Raw genomic sequence first — 17317 nt, 5'->3', positions numbered from 1 at the left:
TGCATTAACAGGAGAAGGTTCATGCGTTTAGTTCAGTTCGAATTGAGTAATGGCGAACGCCGCGTCGGCGTGGTCGAAGACGGTCTGGTGCGTGAAGTGCAGGATGCGCACACGGTGCGGGATCTGGCGCTGGCGGCGATCGAGGCGGGCACCACTCTTGAGCGACAGGTTCAAACCCTGGGGCTGGGCATCAGCCACAACTATGCCGAGTTGCTGGCCAAGCTGCGCATCCTGCCGCCGCTGGATCACCCGGACCCGGCGCATATGCTGGTCAGCGGCACCGGCCTGACCCATTTGGGCAGCGCCTCGGCTCGGGACAAAATGCATCAGCAGGCCGGCGATGAAGCGGCGATGACCGACACCATGCGCATCTTCAAGTGGGGTGTGGAGGGCGGTAAACCTGCAGCCGGCCAGGCCGGCGTGCAACCGGAATGGTTCTACAAGGGCGATGGCAGCATCGTCGTGCGACCGGGCAAGCCTTTCCCGCTACCGCCCTTTGCTGAAGATGCCGGGGAAGAGCCCGAACTCAGCGGCCTCTATGTCATCGGCCACGACGGCAAACCGTATCGCCTCGGTTTTGCGGTGGGTAACGAGTTCTCCGATCACGTGATGGAACGCAAGAATTACCTTTACCTGGCCCATTCGAAACTGCGCAGTTGCAGCTATGGCCCGGAGCTTCGGGTCGGCGAACTGCCGCAACACCTGGCAGGCACCAGTCGCATCCTGCGCGACGGCGAAGTGCTCTGGCAGAACGAGTTCCTCAGTGGCGAAGCCAACATGTGCCACAGCCTGGAAAACCTCGAGTATCACCATTTCAAGTACAGCCAGTTCCTGCGCCCCGGCGACGTGCACATCCACTTCTTTGGCACCGCGACCCTGTCCTTCGCCGATGGCATCCGTACCCGGCCGGGTGATGTGTTCGAGATCAGCCAGGCCGAGTTCGGCGCACCCTTGATCAACGGCATCGCTCCGGTTGAAGCAGCGTTCGAACCCGGCACCGTCGGCACACTTTAAGGAGACACCCATGACCCGGATTCTTGGTCACAACTACATTGGCGGCGAGCGCAGCGCTGCCGGCACCGTCAAACTGCAGAGCGCCGATGCCAGCACCGGCGAGGCCTTGCCCCACGATTTCTACCAAGCCACCGCTGCAGAAGTCGACGCCGCCGCGAAGGCTGCCGCCGCCGCTTACCCGGCCTATCGCAGCCTGAGCGCCGAGCGCCGTGCGCAATTTCTGGACACGATTGCCGATGAACTGGACGCCCTTGGCGATGAGTTCGTGGCCGTAGTCTGCCGCGAAACCGCGTTGCCGGCGGCGCGGATTCAAGGTGAGCGTGGGCGCACCAGCGGCCAGATGCGTCTGTTCGCCAAGGTGCTGCGGCGTGGTGATTTCTATGGCGCGCGGATCGATCTGGCGCTGCCGGAACGCCAGCCACTGCCGCGTCCGGACCTGCGTCAGTACCGCATTGGCCTGGGGCCGGTGGCGGTGTTTGGCGCGAGTAACTTTCCGTTGGCGTTCTCCACTGCTGGCGGCGACACCGCTTCGGCCTTGGCCGCCGGCTGCCCGGTGGTGTTCAAGGCCCACAGCGGCCACATGGCAACCGCTGAATGGGTGGCCGACGCGGTGATTCGCGCCGCTGAAAAAACCGCCATGCCGGCCGGTGTGTTCAACATGATCTACGGTGGTGGAGTAGGGGAAGCGCTGGTCAAGCACCCGGCGATTCAGGCGGTCGGTTTTACCGGTTCACTGAAAGGCGGTCGGGCGCTGTGCGACATGGCCGCGGCACGGCCGCAGCCGATTCCGGTGTTCGCCGAGATGTCGAGCATCAACCCGGTGATCGTGTTACCGCAGGCGCTGGATACTCGTGCTGAAAGCATCGCCCGTGACCTCACGGCTTCAGTGGTGCAGGGCTGCGGGCAGTTCTGTACCAATCCGGGGCTGGTGATCGGCATTCGTTCGCCGCAGTTCAGTGCGTTCGTACAGCAGGTGGCCGGGCTGATCGGCGATCAGCCGGCGCAAACCATGCTCAACGCCGGCACCTTGAGCAGCTATGGCAAAGGCCTGCAGAAGCTTCTTTCGCATCCGAAAATCGAGCACTTGGCCGGTAATCCGCAACAAGGCAATCAGGCGCAGCCGCAATTGTTCAAGGCGGATGTGAGTCTGTTGCTCGATGGCGATGAAGTGCTGCAAGAGGAAGTGTTCGGCCCGACCACGGTGTTTGTTGAAGTGGCGGATCAGGCGCAACTCAGTGCTGCGCTGAACGGCCTGCACGGGCAACTGACGGCAACGATTATCGGTGAGCCGGCGGACTTCGAACGCTTCGGCGAGCTGACGCCCTTGTTGGAGCAGAAGGTCGGGCGGATCTTGCTCAACGGTTATCCGACGGGTGTGGAAGTCTGCGATTCGATGGTCCATGGCGGGCCGTATCCGGCGACTTCCGATGCGCGCGGCACCTCGGTGGGCACCCTGGCCATCGACCGTTTCCTGCGCCCGGTGTGCTTCCAGAACTACCCCGACAGCCTGCTGCCGGACGCGTTGAAGAATGGCAATCCGTTGCGCATCCAACGTTTGGTCGATGGCAAACCATCACGAGAAGCGCTCTAACGGCTGTGGCGAGGGGGCTTGTCGGAACGCCCCACCGCCCCGTTGGGCTGCAAAGCAGCCCCAAAATCGCTGATGTACCAAAGATTTTGTGAGTGCTACGCACTCAAACGGGGGCAAGCCCCCTCGCCACAGTCCGTTCCCGCATTGAGCTATCATTGCGTCTTTCCCATTCAAAGATTGACTGCCATGACTGCCGTAAACGACACCTTGCTCAACGCCCTCGAACATTGCGACATGCTGGAGATCGACGGGCTGCACGCTTTCGACTTCTCTCTCGATGAAGACGATAACCTGCACATCGAATGCATGGACGGTCGGGCGCTCAAGCGCTGGGAGTTCAGCATGGCGCAGATCAAGGCAGCGACTTTCGATCCCGATTTGAAGAGCTGGATCATCACCGGTGATTCCGGTGAACACCGGCTGGTACCTATGGAAGCGTTTGGTGGTCAGGATGACGAGGACGAAACGAATGAGGATGCGTAACTTCTGGCCACTGTTGATCGCCGGCAGCGTCGGCGCGATGGGCGTGCAGGCGGCGCCGGTCGACAACTACGAATTACTGGTGGGGTCGTACACCGCCGGCCAGAGCCAGGGGATTTATCGCCTGAACTTCGACAGCCGCACCGGGCAGATCGATGCCAAGCCGCTGCAAGTGGTGAAGAGCGCCAACCCGTCCTGGCTGACCGTGTCCAAGGATCAACGTCGCTTGTTCGCGGTCAACGAAAACGGCCCGGGGCAGGCCGATCCGGTAGGGCGCGTCAGCAGTTACGCAATCGATCCGAAAACCCATGAGCTGAGCCTGATCAACCAGGTGCAAACCCTGGGCAACGAGCCGACCCATTCGAGCATCAGCGGTGATGCCAGCCATCTGTTTGTCAGCAACTACTCGGTGGCTGAAGACCCGGGCGGCACCCTGGCGGTGTTACCGGTGAGCCCCGATGGCAAGCTGAAACCCGTCGTGCAGATGAGCGGTCATCCGTCCAGCCGGATCGACCCCGTGCGGCAGATGTCGGCGCACGTGCATTCGGCGATCTCTTCGCCGGATGGTCAATACGTGTTTTCCAATGACCTGGGCGCGGACAAGATCTTTATCTATCGCTTCGACCCCAAGGCCAATCCGGAACTGCCGTTGACTGCCGCCAAACCCGCGTCCGTCCCGTTGCCCCCCGGCAGCGGGCCGCGACATTTACTGTTCAGCGCCGATGGCAAGCACGCCTGGCTGACCATGGAAATGAGCGCGCAGGTGGCGGTGTTCGATTACAAGGACGGCCAACTCGAACAAACGCAGTTGGTCGATCTGGCGGCGGGGCTGCCCACATCGGGCAAGGCCGCGGCTGCGCTTCACGCCTCGGCCGATGGCAAGTTCCTTTACGTCAGCAACCGTGGCACCGCCAATCAGTTGCTGGTGTTCGCCATCGACCCGGCAACCGGCCACCTCAAGGAGCTTCAGCGTCGCTCGGTGGACGGTGATCACCCGCGCGAGTTCAGTCTCGACCCGAGCGGCAAATTCGTGCTGATTGCCAACCAGAAGAGCAACCAGATTGTCGTCATCGAGCGTGACGCCAAGACCGGTCTGTTGGGCAAAACCGTGCAAAAACTGCCGATGGATGCCCCGAGCGATCTCAAGTTCCTGCTGCGTCAATAGGCCGCAGGCCCCGGTTGATGGGGCCTGCAACCTTCTATTAATGAGACTGATATCGGCTAATGCTACAAAGCATTTCAAGGCGCCGACCCTCGGGAGTTAAGTTTGCTTCACGGCCCAACCGGGCAAGCAAGCCAACTGAATCGAGGAATACCGCCATGAACTTCAATCTCTTCTCTGTTATCGCCGCTTCCGCTATTTCCGCCACTGTTGCTCTGCCTGCCAGCGCCAACGTTGAAATCAGCGACAAAAAATCCCACACCCAAAGCTACACCCAGAAATACCTGCAACAGAGCGCCAACTTCTACGCCGCACTGGATCACAAAAACCAACACTGAAATGTCAGCCCTGCACCCTTTATGCAGGAGCGAAGTCACTTGCCGATCGGCCCAAACAGGCGTCGAAAAGCCTCGAAGTGATGTCGCTCCTGCATAACGCATTTACGACAGCATCATATTGCCATCAATGTATTGCTTGATATCACATAGCCATGTGTTTAAATTTGACGCTGATTTTTTGACTCCTTCTCTAATAAGGATCGACAGCATGGCAATGCGTCTGGCAGTGGTTCTCCTGTTTCTCTATTCCACCCCGATTCTGTCGGCTGCCCAGCCCGTTCCCAACGAGCCGGACGCGGCCCGTGAGCGCTTGATGAGTTTTATCGAGGATTGAAACGCGCTGGGTTAAAGATCAATAAAACTGATAGCTACTATGCATAAAGGTCGCTAGTTATCTTCTGTTTTTTGATCGATTCTGTGGGCACTGAAACATGCCCACGGAGATCACCATGGCCAGCACCATCCTCACTTCTGCCAAACACGGCGCCTACCTGGCCATTGGTCTTTACGTGGCCATGGTGTTGGTCGTCAGCCTTTCGGCTCAATCGCAACACAGCCTTCAAGCACCGATTCAGGTCGCTTATCCCGGCATCCAGTTCGAACACCGCGCTCAACATGCGGTGGTTGATGACGTCGACTTGGCGGGGGTGGCAGGGGCATGAAAGGACGCAGACTCTGGGTCATCGCCTTTCTGGCGTTCATGACCAATGGCGCTTCGTTGTTGGGGATCGGGCAGGGCTCGGCGGGCTCGGTGGCACGGGCCATCGAATGCAACCACAACATCGCCCACAACATCCAGACCGCCAAGGCGCTGGAGTTGCTGGTGGGTAATCCGCCGAGCAAATCCAATGGCGAATTTTTCGGGCCATTCCAGGTGGATTGCTCGGCGTTGGGGATGTGTGAAGTGTTGGCTTGATTCCCTTACCTGCACACACCCACACCTGTAGCAGCTGCCGAAGGCTGCGTTCGGCTGCGAAGCAGTCGTAAAACCAGAGCTTGCGGTGCATCAGTCAGACCGCATCAGCCGAGTTTACGACTGCTACGCAGCCGAACGCAGCCTCGCACGCTCGGCAGCTGCTACAAAGGCTGCTTCTGCATCACACCGGTGAACAGATCCGATTCCAGAAAGCGCTGCAACCAGCCCTGCAATCGCACATAAGGTGTCTGCCCGAACCACTCGCGATCCACATGGGCGAATTGCCGCACGAACGGCATCAAGGCGACATCCGCCAGGCTCGGGTGCTCGCCCAGCAAGTAGGCGCGCCCCTCCAGCAATTGATCCAGCTTGCGCAAGAACACCTCGCCCTCGGCGCGATAAAACGTCATTGGTTGCTCGGGATAACGCTCGGCGTATTTGTAGCGATTGAGGTGCACCTTGAACACCTGATCGTTTTCTTCGATCAGCCCGGCGATGTATTGCTGCCCGACAGGGTCATCCTTGAGCAACCAGTCCTGCGGGTCGTTCTGCGCCAGCGCCCAGCGCATGATTTCCAGGCTTTCATCGATCACCCGGCCATCCACGCTAAGCACCGGTACCGTGCCTTTGCTCGACAGCGCGAGCATTTCGGCCGGTTTGGCCTTGAGGCTGACCTCGACGATATTCACCGCAACCCCCGAATAACGCAGGGCGATGCGAGCGCGCATGGCGTAGGGGCAGCGGCGGAACGAATACAGCGTGATCATTTCACCTCCAGGGTACTCAGGCCGTTGCCCTGACGGTGGACCTGGATCTGCACCGGAATCCGTTCATGCATTTCCTGTACGTGGGAAATCACCGCGACCTTGCGTCCTTGCGCCTGCAGGCCGTCGAGGGCGTCCATGGCCAGTTGCAGGGATTCGGGGTCGAGGCTGCCGAAGCCTTCGTCGATGAACAGCGATTCGATTTTCAGCGTGCTCGATGCCATCGATGCCAAACCGAGCGCCAGCGCCAGCGACACCAGGAACGTCTCGCCGCCGGACAGCGAATGCACCGAGCGCAGTTCATCGCCCATCTCGGTGTCCATCACCAATAACCCGAGCATGCTGCCGCCCCGTTTCAGGCGATAGCGCCGCACCAGTTGCCGTAACTGGACGTTGGCGTGATGCACCAGCAGGTCGAGGTTGTAGGCCTGGGCGATTTTGCGGAAGGTGTCGCCGGTGGCCGAACCGATCAGCGCACTCAAGCGCGCCCAGCGCTGGTACTCGGCGTAGGCGTCGGCGATCTGCTGCGTCAGCGCCTGATTGGCGTTTTGTCGACGCTGATCTTCGGTTTGTTCAGCACGCAATTCGGCGCAGCGATGCTTGCTGGCGGCGAACAGGTTTTGCAGCTCGGCCAGTGCCGTGGCCAGTTGTCCGGCGTCCAGGTTGCCGTTGTGCTGCGCCTGATGATCGCGCAAGCGCTGATCCCGCTCCTGCAACAGCACCTTGGCTTGCGCGATGTCTTGTTCGCTTTGCTGCAATCGTTGACGCAGCTCGCTGAGCTGTTGGTCGTTGACACCGAGCAGCGCTTCCAGCCCACCGTCGTCCAGCTCCGGATGCTGCGCGCGCCAGTCGGCGATCTTGCTGCTGAGCTCGCGGTCTTCGCTTTCCAGGGCTTGTGCACGTTCCTGTTGCGCCTTGAGTTCGGCGGCCAGTTGCACCAGCCCCGTGCGCACGCTTTGCAGTTCCTGATTGGCCGTCGCTTCGGCATTGCGCGCCTGTTCGACGGCCTGATCCAGTTGCTGCTGCCATTGTTCGGCGCTGGCGTGTTCGCCCAGCAGTTGCGTCAGTTTTACCTGGCAAGCCTGTTGTTGCCCGGCCAACGCGCTGAACTGCTGCTGCGCGGCGTCCAGTTGCTGGGTGCGGGTCTGCTGGCGGTCTTGTTCTTTGTCCAGCGTCTGCTGGCGTTGTTGCTGTTCAGCGAGTTCATCGCGCTGCTGTTCGAGTTGTTGCAGGCGCTGGGCGATCTGCTGGTCGAGCTGCATGAAAGTCGCGGCGGGTTCATTGCGCAGGGCTTCCAGCGTCTGGGCTGGCAGCAGGCTGCTGAACGCACTCAGTTCTTCGTCCAGGCGTTGGCGATCGCTGCTCAACTCCCGTTGCTGGTTGAGCAGGTGTTGTGTCGCCTGTTGGTTCGCCGTTTCGGCGCTGCGCAGTTGTTGCGCCAGTCGCGCGGCATCTTGTTGCAGGGTGAGCAGGGCGGTTTGCCGCTGTTCGTCCTGGGTGATGCTCTGGTTCAACTGGCTGCTTTGTTGGGTCAGCCAGGCATCGCGTTTGTCTGCGTCCTGGGCCAACAGTTGAGCAGACAGAGGGTGCGCTTCCAGGCTCGGTGCCAGGCTCTGTTGCTGAGTGGCGAGTTGTTCTTGCTGTTGTAGCAATTCCTTTTGCTGAGCAATCAGGCCACCGACTTCGGCGCGCAGATCGGTGAGTTTTTCCTTGAGCAGGTCAACGGCTTTCTGGGCATTGGCCTGTTCGTTTTCATCGTGCCGACCGAGGCTTTGCAGCAAGGCTTCGGGCTGATGATAAGGATGGTCCGGGCTGCCACAAACCGGGCACGGCTGATCGTCCAGCAGTTGTGCACGCAGCTCTTCGACGCTGGCACTGCGTGCCAGGCGCTGACGTTCCAGCAGTTCGCGGGTGACGGTCAGGGTCTGTTCGGCGACCGTCAATTCGGCCTTGGTCTTCACCCCGTCCTGGGTCAGGCGATCACGCGCTTGCTGCGCGGTGAGCTGGCGCTGTTGAAGTTCGGTGCCGCGCTTGTCCAGTTCCTGTTGGCTGGCCCACAGCCGCGTCAGTTCTTCAACGGCCCGCAGTTGCTTGCGGTTGTCCTGTAGCAGGCTGCCAAGGATCTGAATCTGCTCGGCCACGGCTTCGGGCTCGGCGCCAGCCTCTTTGTACAGCAGCTCCAGGCTCTGGCGTTGAGCGGCCAGATCCTCGGCGGCGCGGGTGGCGCTTTGCTCCAGGCCGGCCAGTTCGGACTGGCCCTTGTTCAGGCGATTGCCGATCAGCATCAGTTGTTGCAGGCGATCGCGGTAGGCGTTCCAGGCGTCGCTCAGTGGCGCCAGATGAGTGCTCTGCTCAAGCTCACCGGCGATACGCTGCAACCGTTCTGCGACCTGTTTCTGCTGGTCAAGCAAGCCCTGAATCGTACTTTGGCCCTGAGTGCTGGCCAGTTCTGCCTGCTGCTTGAGGTCGGCACTGAGGCTGGCGTCCTTGACCAGGCGGGCGAGGGTGCTTTGCTCTTCGAAGGCCTGACGCAGCAGCGGCGCGCTGGTGCTGTGTTGGCTTTGTGCGGCGGCCAGTGCCGTTTGCGCCGCGCTCAGGCTGTGTTCGAGCTGAGCCTGACGCGCGTTCAGTTCGGTTTGCTGTTGGGTATGCTGCTGAATCTGTGCCGCCAGCGGTGTGAGCTGGGTGGTCAATTCGGTCTTTCGCGCGAATTGGTGCCGTTGCGGGGCCAGTTGCTCCAGACGGGTCAGCTTCAAGCGCTCGCTGGCCAGGCTGTCCCAGTGTTGTTGGGCGGATTGCAGTTGCTCGGTGGCGCTCTGTTGCGCGTCCTGCAACTGGCGCAGGTCCTTGAGCCAGGTGTGTTGCAGCTCCAATTGCTTGAGCTGCGCCTGCTGGGTCTTGAGTTGCTGCTGCGCGTCATTGAAGCGCTCATCAAGCTCGGCCCGGGCTTCAGGCGACAGTGGCGTGACCCCGGTGGCCTGGTCCTGCAACAGCTTGTGGGCTTCGCGCGCTTCTTTGGTCTTGTCGAAGGCGCGGCGACCGAGGCGGGTGTAGAGCGCGGTGTCGGTGAGCTTTTCCAGCAGTTCGCTACGGTCGTTGTCGTCCGCCTTGAGGAACGCACTGAACTCGCTCTGGGCCAGCAACACGGCGCGGGTGAACTGTTCGAAGTTCAGGCCCAGCGCCGTTTCGAGCTGGGTCTTGTATTCGCCTTTCTGGCTGGCCAGCAGTTGATCCTGATCGATGTCGCGCAGGCTCTGGCGACTGGCTTGCAGCTTGCCGCCGGCCTTCTCCCGAGCGCGATTGGCCTCCCAGCGCGCGCGATAGCGACGACCGTCGATGCCGACGAAATCCACTTCGGCATAACCTTCTCCGGTGCCACGACGCAGCAGGGTCCGCGGGTCGCCGGTGCCGATTTCGCCATCGGCGTCCGGAACCTTGGCATCGCGGCCGGTATTGTTCAGCCGCGGCACGGCGCCAAACAGCGCCAGGCACAGCGCATCGAGCAGCGTGCTTTTGCCGGCGCCGGTCGGCCCGGTAATCGCGAACAGACCGGCACTGGCCAAGGGTTCGGCGGTGAAGTCGATTTCAAATGGCCCGGCCAGGGAGGCGAGGTTTTTCAAGCGGATCGCGAGGATTTTCATGGCTGTTCGCTCTCCATCTGCACGTCTTGCAGCAGCTCGGCGAAGTCCCTGAGCGTTTGCTCATCGACCTCGCTGCCATAGTTGTCCTGCCAGGCGCGGCTGAACAGTTCCTGCGGCGTCAGTTGGTCCAGTTCGATCAAGGTGGCGCCGTCCTCGACGCCGTCGCGGCTGCCGTTGCCGGCGTATTCGGCGGCAATCCGCACCAGCCGTACCGCTTTGCCTTGCAGGGCTGTTTCCACTTGATGGCGCAGGTCCGGTTGCGGTTCATCGAGGCGCACCCGCACTTCCAGCCACGGCTGGCGCTGGATGTCGGCGAGCAGGTCAATGTTGGGCAGGTCGGCCAGTTGCAGCAGGATCTCCGCCAGCGGCGCGGGGCCGAGGCGTTGCAGGTTCACTGGTCGGGGAATGAGCTTCGGTTCGACGCTGAGCAGGGTTTCGCCATCCAGTTTGATGTCGAGAATCTGATGCTGATAACCGATCTCGGAGAATGACAGCGGGATCGGCGAGCCGCTGTAGCGGATGCGCTCTTCACCGTTGACCTTCTGCGGCTTGTGCAAATGCCCGAGGGCGACATAGCTGACGCTCGGCCCGAACAGGCTGGCAGGCAGGGCTTCAGCGTTGCCGATGATCAGGCTGCGCTCGGAGTCCTCGGACACCGAACCGCCGGCCATGTGCGCATGGCTGATAGCGATCAGCGCCTGACCCGGCTTGCGCTTGGCGTTCGCCGCTTCAATCAGCCATTCGTGAACCTGGCCGATGCCGCGCAAATAGTTGTCACCCAGCTGCGCGCCGGTCACTTCGGCGGGGCGCAGGAACGGCAGCGCCAGGCACCAGGCAGCGATTGCGCCGCTGGCATCCGGCAACGGCAGCAACAGGCGTTCGGCATCCAGTTGGCCGTCATCCAGCCACAGCACGCGCCCCAGGGCGTGAGTGCGCAAGCGGCGCATCAACGGCGCGGGCAGTTCGATGCGCGAGCCGGAGTCGTGGTTGCCGGCGATCATCACGATGGTCAGCAAGGGCTGCTGCTCGTGGGCGCTGACGATGAAATCGTAGAGGCGTTCCTGGGCTTTGACCGGCGGGTTGACCGTGTCGAAGATATCGCCGGCAATCAGCAGCACATCAGGCTGGTCCAGCTTCAGCTGACGCAGCAGCCAGTCGAGAAAACAGGCGTGCTCGAAATCGCGTTCCTGGCCGTGCAGGTTCTGCCCAAGGTGCCAGTCGGAGGTGTGGAACAGACGCAAGGCGTACTCCGCAACAAAATAAGGTGATGGCCGCGGGGGAAATGATGGCGGCTAAAGAGGGGAGAGTTTACTGGCAAATACTTGGGATGGCGCGATGGATCTGATCGAGCCGAAGGCCTGTGGCGAGGGAGCTTGCTCCCGCTGGGCTGCGAAGCAGCCCCAAAACCACACCCCTCATTTCTTCCGGTATGGCGCATCAGCCATTTGCGACTGCTGCGCAGCCGAACGGGACAGTGCGGCGATCCGACAAGCTCCCTCGCCACAAGGTCCAGTGATTATTTGGGATAAAGCGGCGGCAACCCGCTGTCGCCGACCACGCCTTGAAACCCTTCGGCCGTCGGGATCGCCCGGATGGCGCGCCAGAGTTCTTCGCCTTGCCAGTACTGGCCGGTTTCGCTGTAGAGCGCGCCGTTCAGGCCGTCGAGGGCATCGGACAGCGGCACGAAGCGGGCGGCCATGTCGGCCAGGGTTTCCGGTTGTTGCCGGGCCCAGGCGTCGAGGGCCTGGCGGGTGGCGTGGGTGTCGTTGGCCTGGCAGGCGCGTTTGAGGTCGTCGAGCAGCGTGCGTGGGCTCGGGCCGGTCTGCGCTGCCCGCAGGACTGCCGGTTGCGAGCGGGCGCGCCACCAGAGGCCGAAGCCCAGCAGGGTGGTGCAGGCCAGAATTGCCGTGCTGAGTTTCCACCACCAAAGGGCTTCGTTGCTGGCGCCGGACATCACCAGCGGGCTGCTCGCCGGGGTGTCGACGATCAGGCTCGGATTGCTCGCCACTTGCAGCGTGCGGGCCGGCAGGCTGGTGTGTTCCAGATGATCCTCGAAGGTGTTCCACCAGATCACTTCAACGCTCGGCAAGTCGATGTCGCCGGTGCGGGTCGGCACCAGGGCTTCACGGTCCTCGCGACTGCCGACCAAGCCACGCTCTCCGCTCTGGTTGCTCAGCACCGGTTGATCCGGGTAGCGCCGCAGGCCGTTGATCTCGGTGGCGGGCAACGGTGGCAGTTGAGAGCTGGCGAGGCCTTCGGCGCTCAAGGTCAGGCTGCGGGTCAGCGAGTCGCCGACCTGCGCATGATCCGGTTCCGGGCTCCAGCTTTCACTCAGGCTCAGGCTGCGGGCCGGTAGCCAGGGAACATCGGCTGGATAACTGCCGGGCTTGGCCTTGACCGTCAGCGGAATCTCGGTGGAACTGACGCGCATCAATTTGCCCGGTTTTGGCCCCTGGGGCGATCCGTCCTGGGACGGTTGGGCATCGACCAGTGTGGCACTGAACACTTGCGCCGGAATGGTCAATACACCGCTGTGCTGTGGGTAGATCGCGTAGCGCATTTCGATCACGCCGTGGCGCAAACCGTTGATGGCTTTCTCGTAGGTGCGCGACTCGCCCAGTTGTTCGATGCGCGCATCGGGAATCTGCAACGGGGTCAGGCTGCTGTCGTCGTACAGCGACACCGAATGATAAATGCGCAAGGTCAGGATCGCCTGAGCCTGCACATAGACGCTGTTTTGGTCGAGGCTGGCTTCGATGAACACCGGCGCAAGCGTGTTGCTGCTGTCCTGGGTTTCGCTTTCGATCACCTGCACGGTAATCGGTTGGCTCTGCGCCTCGCCCAGTTGCAGTGACGGAATTACCACACTGCCGTTCTGCCGGGGCAGTAGGGTGATGATCCAGCGGGTGGTCGCTTGAGTGTTGCCGTTGAGGGTGTTCGGTTGGTTGACCTGACGGGTACCGCGCACCTCGAACTGCGGCTCCAGCGGAGTCAGGTCGGGTTTGCCGAACTGGGTCACGTCGCTGGATTCCAGAGTCAGTTCGACCGTCTCCCCGGAACTCAGGCGACTGCGATCGACACTGGCGACCAGCTCCGCGGCCTGGGCCTGAACGGTCCACAGAAGCAGTGCAAGCAAGAAGGCGGTGAAGCGGGTCATCGAGTTTTTCCCTGATCCTGATGTTGTTGCTGTTCGTACCAGAATTTGCGCCTGAGCAGTTCGCCGGGGTCATCCGGGATCTTGCGCAACCATTGCTCCAGCGCCTGTTGCTGTTCGCCTTCGAGCATGTCGCTGGCGGGGCGCCGTGGTGGCGTGGTGCTTTGTTCATCCCCCAATTCGCTGCCCGGAACTTCATTGGCGCCCGATTGCGGTGGTGCCGTGGGCGGCTGCTCGGCGTCCGGCGCGGCCTGTTGGGCATCGGTTTTCGGCTCGCCATCGCTCGGCTGGGTGGCGCTGCCCGGTGGCGGTTCCTGAGGCATGGTTTCGGTTTCGCCCTCGGCGGTTTTGTCCGGCTCGACGGGCGGTGTAGCGGTTTTCTGCTTGAGCAGCGTTTCCACCAGTGCCTTGTTGGTCAGCGCCGGGCGCAGGTCTGGCTGAAGCTCCAGCGCTTGCTCATAAGCATCCAGCGCCGCTTCCAGTTCGCCGCTTTTGGCCAGCGCGTTACCCCGATTGTAGTGGGCGTGGGCGTCGTTGCCTTGGGCAAACCGCTGGGCGGCGCCACTGTAGTCGCCAGCTTCATAGAGCGCCACACCTTGCCATTGCGGGTCTTCGAAATGCTGCGCGGCTTCGGCAGGGCGCTTTTGTTTGAGCAAGTGCAAACCCTGCTGATCGGGCCGCAGCCACAAGTCTTCGAAATCGAAGGCATAACTCGGTTGCGGCAGCAGGAACAGCAGCGGCAAGCAGAACAGCCAGCCGCGACGCCCGGCACAGGCGGCCAGCAACAACAATGGCAGCAGCAGCCAGTAGCCTTGATCGGCCCAGGTGTCGAGGCGCAACGTCTGGCCGTCGTTGCGCAGGTCCCGTGGGCCGTCGAGCAGGCCGAGGTCGCGCAGGTCGGCATCGTCCAGGCGTGCCTGGGCGTAACCTCCACCCAGGCCATTGGCAAAGGCTTTCAGGCTGGGGCCGTCCAGATGCGGCACCAGAATCGCGCCCTGATCGTCCTTGAGGAAACTGCCGTCGTCCTGCGCGACCGGCGCACCTTCGGCGGTACCGATGCCGAGCATCAGAAATTGTGTGGACTTGGCGTCCAGCGCCTGACGAATCCCTTGGCGTTCGTGTTCCGTCAGCGACGAACCGATCAGCAGGATCCGCCCCTGGCCAAGGGCTCCCTGATCCAGCAGCGTCAGGGCCTTGGCCACCGCCAGATCGGCGCGATGACCGGCCTGGGGCATCAGCGACGGCTTGAGCGCATCCAAAAGATTGCGGCTGGTCGACAGGTCATCCGACAGTGGCACCAGCGTATGGGCGCTGCCGGCGTAGACGACGATGGCGGTCTGCGCGTCGCTGCGGTTTTGCAGCAGATCCAGCAGTTTGCGCCGGGCCTGTTCCAGCCGGTTTGGCACCACGTCGGCGGCAAGCATTTCCGGGGTCAACTCAAGCAGCACCACCAGCGGGTCAGCGGGTTTCTGGCCGGTTTGCTCAACGCGTTGCCAGCTCGGCCCCAGCAGGGCCAGCACGGTCAGCACCCAGGCCAGGCCCAGGGCGACCCACGGCAGTTTGCTCTCGCGACCGCTGCCACCACTGAGCAAGGCGGCATGGAAGGCCGGTGGCAGAATCATTTGCCAGCGACCCGCGCGCTTCTGCCGGTGCCAGAGTTGCCAGAGCAACCAGCCCAGCAACGGCAGCAATAGCAGCCACCAAGGGCGGAACCAGTATGGCCAGAGAGCGATCATCGGCGCCTCCGCAGACGCAGGCGTTTGAGGCGCTGACGCCAGTCGGGCAGTTGCGTATGCAGAAACCGCTCTTTGGTAAACAGCTTCTTGGTGAATAGACGTTGCAACGGGTTATCCGGCCAGCGCTCACGGATCACCAGCAGCATGCTCAACAGCAGCGCCATCGCCAGAGGCCAGTGATACAACGCCTGGGCCGGACGGGCCTGCGTAGGTTGCTGGGCTACCGGTTCCAGTTTGTCGAGGGTGGTCTTGATCGCCTGCAATTCCTGGCCGTCGCGGGCGCGGAAATACTGGCCTCCGGTGGCTTGGGCAATGGCTTTCAAGGCCGGCTCGTCGAGGTCCAGGCTCGGGTTGATGCCCAGGAAGCCCAGGGTGCCGCTTTGTTCCGGGTCGGCGCCAATGCCGATCGGGTAGATTTTTACGCCTTCATTCGCCGCCAGGCGTGCGGCTGTCAGCGGATCGATTTCGCCGCCATTGTTGGCACCGTCGGTGACCAGAATCAGCACGCGGCTTTGTGCCGGGCGTTGGCGCAGGCGTTTGAGGGCCAGGCCGATGGCGTCGCCGATGGCGGTGTTCTTGCCGGCAATACCGATTCGCGCTTCGTCGAGCCAGACACGCACGGTATGGCGGTCGAAGGTCAGCGGCGCTTGCAGATAGGCCTGGCTGCCGAACAGGATCAACCCGACCCGGTCGCCATCGCGACTTTCGAGAAAATCACCGAGCAAATGTTGCACCAGTGACAGTCGGCTGACGTCTTCGTCCTGCCACTGCATGTCGGGGAAGTCCATTGAGCCGGAGACGTCCACCGCCACCAGCAAATCGCGGCCACTGGCGGCAATCGGTAGCGGTTCGCCGAGCCATTGCGGGCGCGCCGCGGCGATCAGCAGCAATAGCCACATCAGAATGAACGGGGCTTGCTGGCGCCAGGTCGGCAGGTTGGCCCGGGCGCGGCGGCGAGCGAGGCCTTCGAGGTCGCTGAGGAAGCTCACCTTGAGCGCCGGTTCGCCACTGTCGGCCACTGGCAACAGCACCCGCATCAGCCACGGTAGCGGCAGCAGGGCGAAAATCCACGGCCAGGCGAACTCAAACATGTTTGCGAATCCAGGTGTCGACGGCTTGAGTCAGGCCGGCGATGGCCTTGTCGTCGAGTTTGCATTCGGGCTTGTAGGCACCTTCCACCAGCACCATCCAGCGCGTGAGGCCGGCAGCCGGGCAGCGGTTATCAAGGAACGCCAGCCATTGGCGGCCGTTGAGGGTGTGGCTCTGGCTGTAGGGGTAATGGTTGCGGCACAGGCGTTTGAGCAAACCGTTGAGTTGCTGCAGCCAGGCACCGGCCGGGGCGCCGTCGTAGGGTTTGGGCATCAGCGCGAGTTCGGCCAGGGCGGCGAGGCGCACCGGGTCCAGCGGTTGTTCAGCGCGCACGACAGGGCGCTTGTCCGGAATGAAGCGTCGCAACTGCCATACGCCGAAACCGATCAGCGGCAGCAACAACAGCAGCAGCCACCAGCCCGGTGCCGGCGGCCAGAAGCCGATCGGTGGCGGGGAAATCAGCGGTTGCAGTTGATCGAGGCTGCTCATCGACCTTTCCCCGGACGTTGTGGGTTCAGGTATTCACGCAATTGCTCGACCATTTCGCTTTGGGTGCTCAACGGCATCAGCAACACCCGCAGCTTCTGCGCCAGCAGCTCCCAGCGGTCAATGCGTGCTTCCGCTTGGGCGCGATAGGCCTGGCGCAGGTCGAAATTCAAGGTGTCGAGTTCCAGTTGCGCGCCGTGTTCGGCAAAGCGAAGCAGGCCGGCGGCGGGCAGGGCGTGATCCAGCGGGTCGGACACCGGCAGCAGCAACAGGTCGCAATGGCGCGACAACAGGCTCAGTTGCTGCTCGGCACTGTCGGACAAGGCGCGTTCGTCGCAGATCACAATCACCAGGCTGCCGGGGCGCAGCACTTCCCGGGCGCGGCGCAGGGCTATGCCGAAGGCGTCGCGGTCAGGTTCGCGCTCGGCGTGCAGCGATTGATTGACCCGCACCAGCCGGTTGAGCAGTTGCAGCAGGCTCTGCTTACTGCGTCGCGGCTTGATTTCGTAATGCTCGTTGTCGCCGAACACCAGCCCGCCGACCCGGTCGTTATGCCCCAGCGCGGCCCAGCCAATCAGGCTCGCGGCCTGGGCGGCCAGCACCGACTTGAACATCAACCCGGAGCCGAAAAACAGCCGACGGCTCTGTTCAACCATGATGAAAATCGGTCGTTCGCGCTCCTCATGGAACAGCTTGGTGTGCGGTTCCTGGGTCCGGGCGGTGACGCGCCAGTCGATGCTGCGCACATCATCGCCGGCCTGATAGACCCGCACCTGATCGAAGTCCACCCCGCGCCCGCGCAGTTTGGAGTGGTGCAGGCCGATCAGCGGGCTGCGCTGGCTCGGCGTGGAAAACAGCTGCACTTCGCGCACACGATGGCGCATCTCGATCAGCTCGGCGAGGCTGATGCGGATGCCCGGCTCGGGCGGCAGAAGGGTGTTCATCG

Annotated in this window: 16 protein-coding genes; 8 read left to right on the top strand and 8 right to left on the bottom strand. The window is 62.4% G+C overall.

What is annotated here, in order from left to right; all coding sequences use genetic code 11:
* The first annotated feature begins 21 nt into the window (after positions 1 to 21).
* The 8 genes from araD1 (at position 22) to AC07VO_RS02925 (ending at position 5501) form a co-directional block, all read left to right on the top strand.
* Entirely contained in the window at positions 22 to 1014 is a 993-nt protein-coding gene (araD1, locus tag AC07VO_RS02960) for an AraD1 family protein (RefSeq protein WP_018926175.1), read from the top strand.
* A 10-nt stretch (positions 1015 to 1024) separates the two neighbouring features.
* Positions 1025 to 2605 carry an aldehyde dehydrogenase (NADP(+)) gene (locus tag AC07VO_RS02955; protein WP_086946149.1) on the top strand — a complete coding sequence of 527 codons (1581 nt, stop codon included), beginning with the start codon at positions 1025 to 1027 and terminating at the stop codon, positions 2603 to 2605.
* 186 nt (positions 2606 to 2791) lie between these two features.
* Positions 2792 to 3088 (top strand): DUF5629 family protein, encoded by a 297-nt coding sequence (locus AC07VO_RS02950; protein ID WP_018926173.1) that lies wholly within the window; start codon positions 2792 to 2794, stop codon positions 3086 to 3088.
* On the top strand, positions 3081 to 4250 hold the full coding sequence (locus AC07VO_RS02945; protein WP_086946148.1) for a lactonase family protein: 1170 nt from the start codon (positions 3081 to 3083) through the stop codon (positions 4248 to 4250). The genes AC07VO_RS02950 and AC07VO_RS02945 overlap by 8 nt, the downstream gene beginning before the upstream one ends.
* A 155-nt stretch (positions 4251 to 4405) precedes the next feature.
* A complete protein-coding gene (locus AC07VO_RS02940) occupies positions 4406 to 4585 on the top strand; it encodes a hypothetical protein (RefSeq protein WP_018926171.1) in 180 nt (59 codons plus the stop codon).
* Positions 4586 to 4793: 208 nt separating this feature from the next.
* Positions 4794 to 4919 (top strand): hypothetical protein, encoded by a 126-nt coding sequence (locus AC07VO_RS02935; RefSeq protein WP_007901166.1) that lies wholly within the window; start codon positions 4794 to 4796, stop codon positions 4917 to 4919.
* A gap of 115 nt (positions 4920 to 5034) precedes the next feature.
* The gene (locus AC07VO_RS02930) at positions 5035 to 5247 is read left to right on the top strand and encodes a hypothetical protein (protein WP_018926170.1); all 213 of its coding nucleotides are present in this window, start codon (positions 5035 to 5037) and stop codon (positions 5245 to 5247) included.
* Entirely contained in the window at positions 5244 to 5501 is a 258-nt protein-coding gene (locus AC07VO_RS02925; RefSeq protein ID WP_018926169.1) for a hypothetical protein, read from the top strand. Before AC07VO_RS02930 ends, AC07VO_RS02925 begins: the two co-directional genes overlap by 4 nt.
* Before the next feature lie 161 nt (positions 5502 to 5662).
* On the opposite strand, the gene AC07VO_RS02920 is transcribed toward AC07VO_RS02925, so the two are convergent.
* The 8 genes from AC07VO_RS02920 to AC07VO_RS02885 form a co-directional block, all read right to left on the bottom strand.
* Entirely contained in the window at positions 5663 to 6268 is a 606-nt protein-coding gene (locus tag AC07VO_RS02920) for a glutathione S-transferase (RefSeq protein ID WP_086946146.1), read from the bottom strand.
* Positions 6265 to 9906, bottom strand: coding sequence for an AAA family ATPase (locus AC07VO_RS02915; protein WP_495007474.1), 3642 nt, complete (start codon positions 9904 to 9906; stop codon positions 6265 to 6267). Before AC07VO_RS02915 ends, AC07VO_RS02920 begins: the two co-directional genes overlap by 4 nt.
* Positions 9903 to 11147 (bottom strand): exonuclease SbcCD subunit D C-terminal domain-containing protein, encoded by a 1245-nt coding sequence (locus AC07VO_RS02910; protein WP_086946144.1) that lies wholly within the window; start codon positions 11145 to 11147, stop codon positions 9903 to 9905. The genes AC07VO_RS02915 and AC07VO_RS02910 overlap by 4 nt, the downstream gene beginning before the upstream one ends.
* 275 nt (positions 11148 to 11422) lie before the next feature.
* Complete coding sequence (locus AC07VO_RS02905) at positions 11423 to 13063, bottom strand: BatD family protein (RefSeq protein ID WP_086946143.1); 1641 nt, start codon at positions 13061 to 13063, stop codon at positions 11423 to 11425.
* Positions 13060 to 14796 (bottom strand): vWA domain-containing protein, encoded by a 1737-nt coding sequence (locus AC07VO_RS02900; RefSeq protein ID WP_086946142.1) that lies wholly within the window; start codon positions 14794 to 14796, stop codon positions 13060 to 13062. The genes AC07VO_RS02905 and AC07VO_RS02900 overlap by 4 nt, the downstream gene beginning before the upstream one ends.
* Positions 14793 to 15887, bottom strand: coding sequence for a vWA domain-containing protein (locus tag AC07VO_RS02895; protein ID WP_064618194.1), 1095 nt, complete (start codon positions 15885 to 15887; stop codon positions 14793 to 14795). Before AC07VO_RS02895 ends, AC07VO_RS02900 begins: the two co-directional genes overlap by 4 nt.
* Positions 15880 to 16374 carry a DUF4381 domain-containing protein gene (locus tag AC07VO_RS02890; RefSeq protein ID WP_019579298.1) on the bottom strand — a complete coding sequence of 165 codons (495 nt, stop codon included), beginning with the start codon at positions 16372 to 16374 and terminating at the stop codon, positions 15880 to 15882. Before AC07VO_RS02890 ends, AC07VO_RS02895 begins: the two co-directional genes overlap by 8 nt.
* Entirely contained in the window at positions 16371 to 17315 is a 945-nt protein-coding gene (locus AC07VO_RS02885; protein ID WP_086946141.1) for a DUF58 domain-containing protein, read from the bottom strand. Before AC07VO_RS02885 ends, AC07VO_RS02890 begins: the two co-directional genes overlap by 4 nt.
* Positions 17316 to 17317: the final 2 nt, after the last annotated feature.

Source organism: Pseudomonas sp. GW821-FHT03E01, from assembly GCF_059420765.1.
This window is presented reverse-complemented; position numbering and strand designations above follow the sequence as displayed.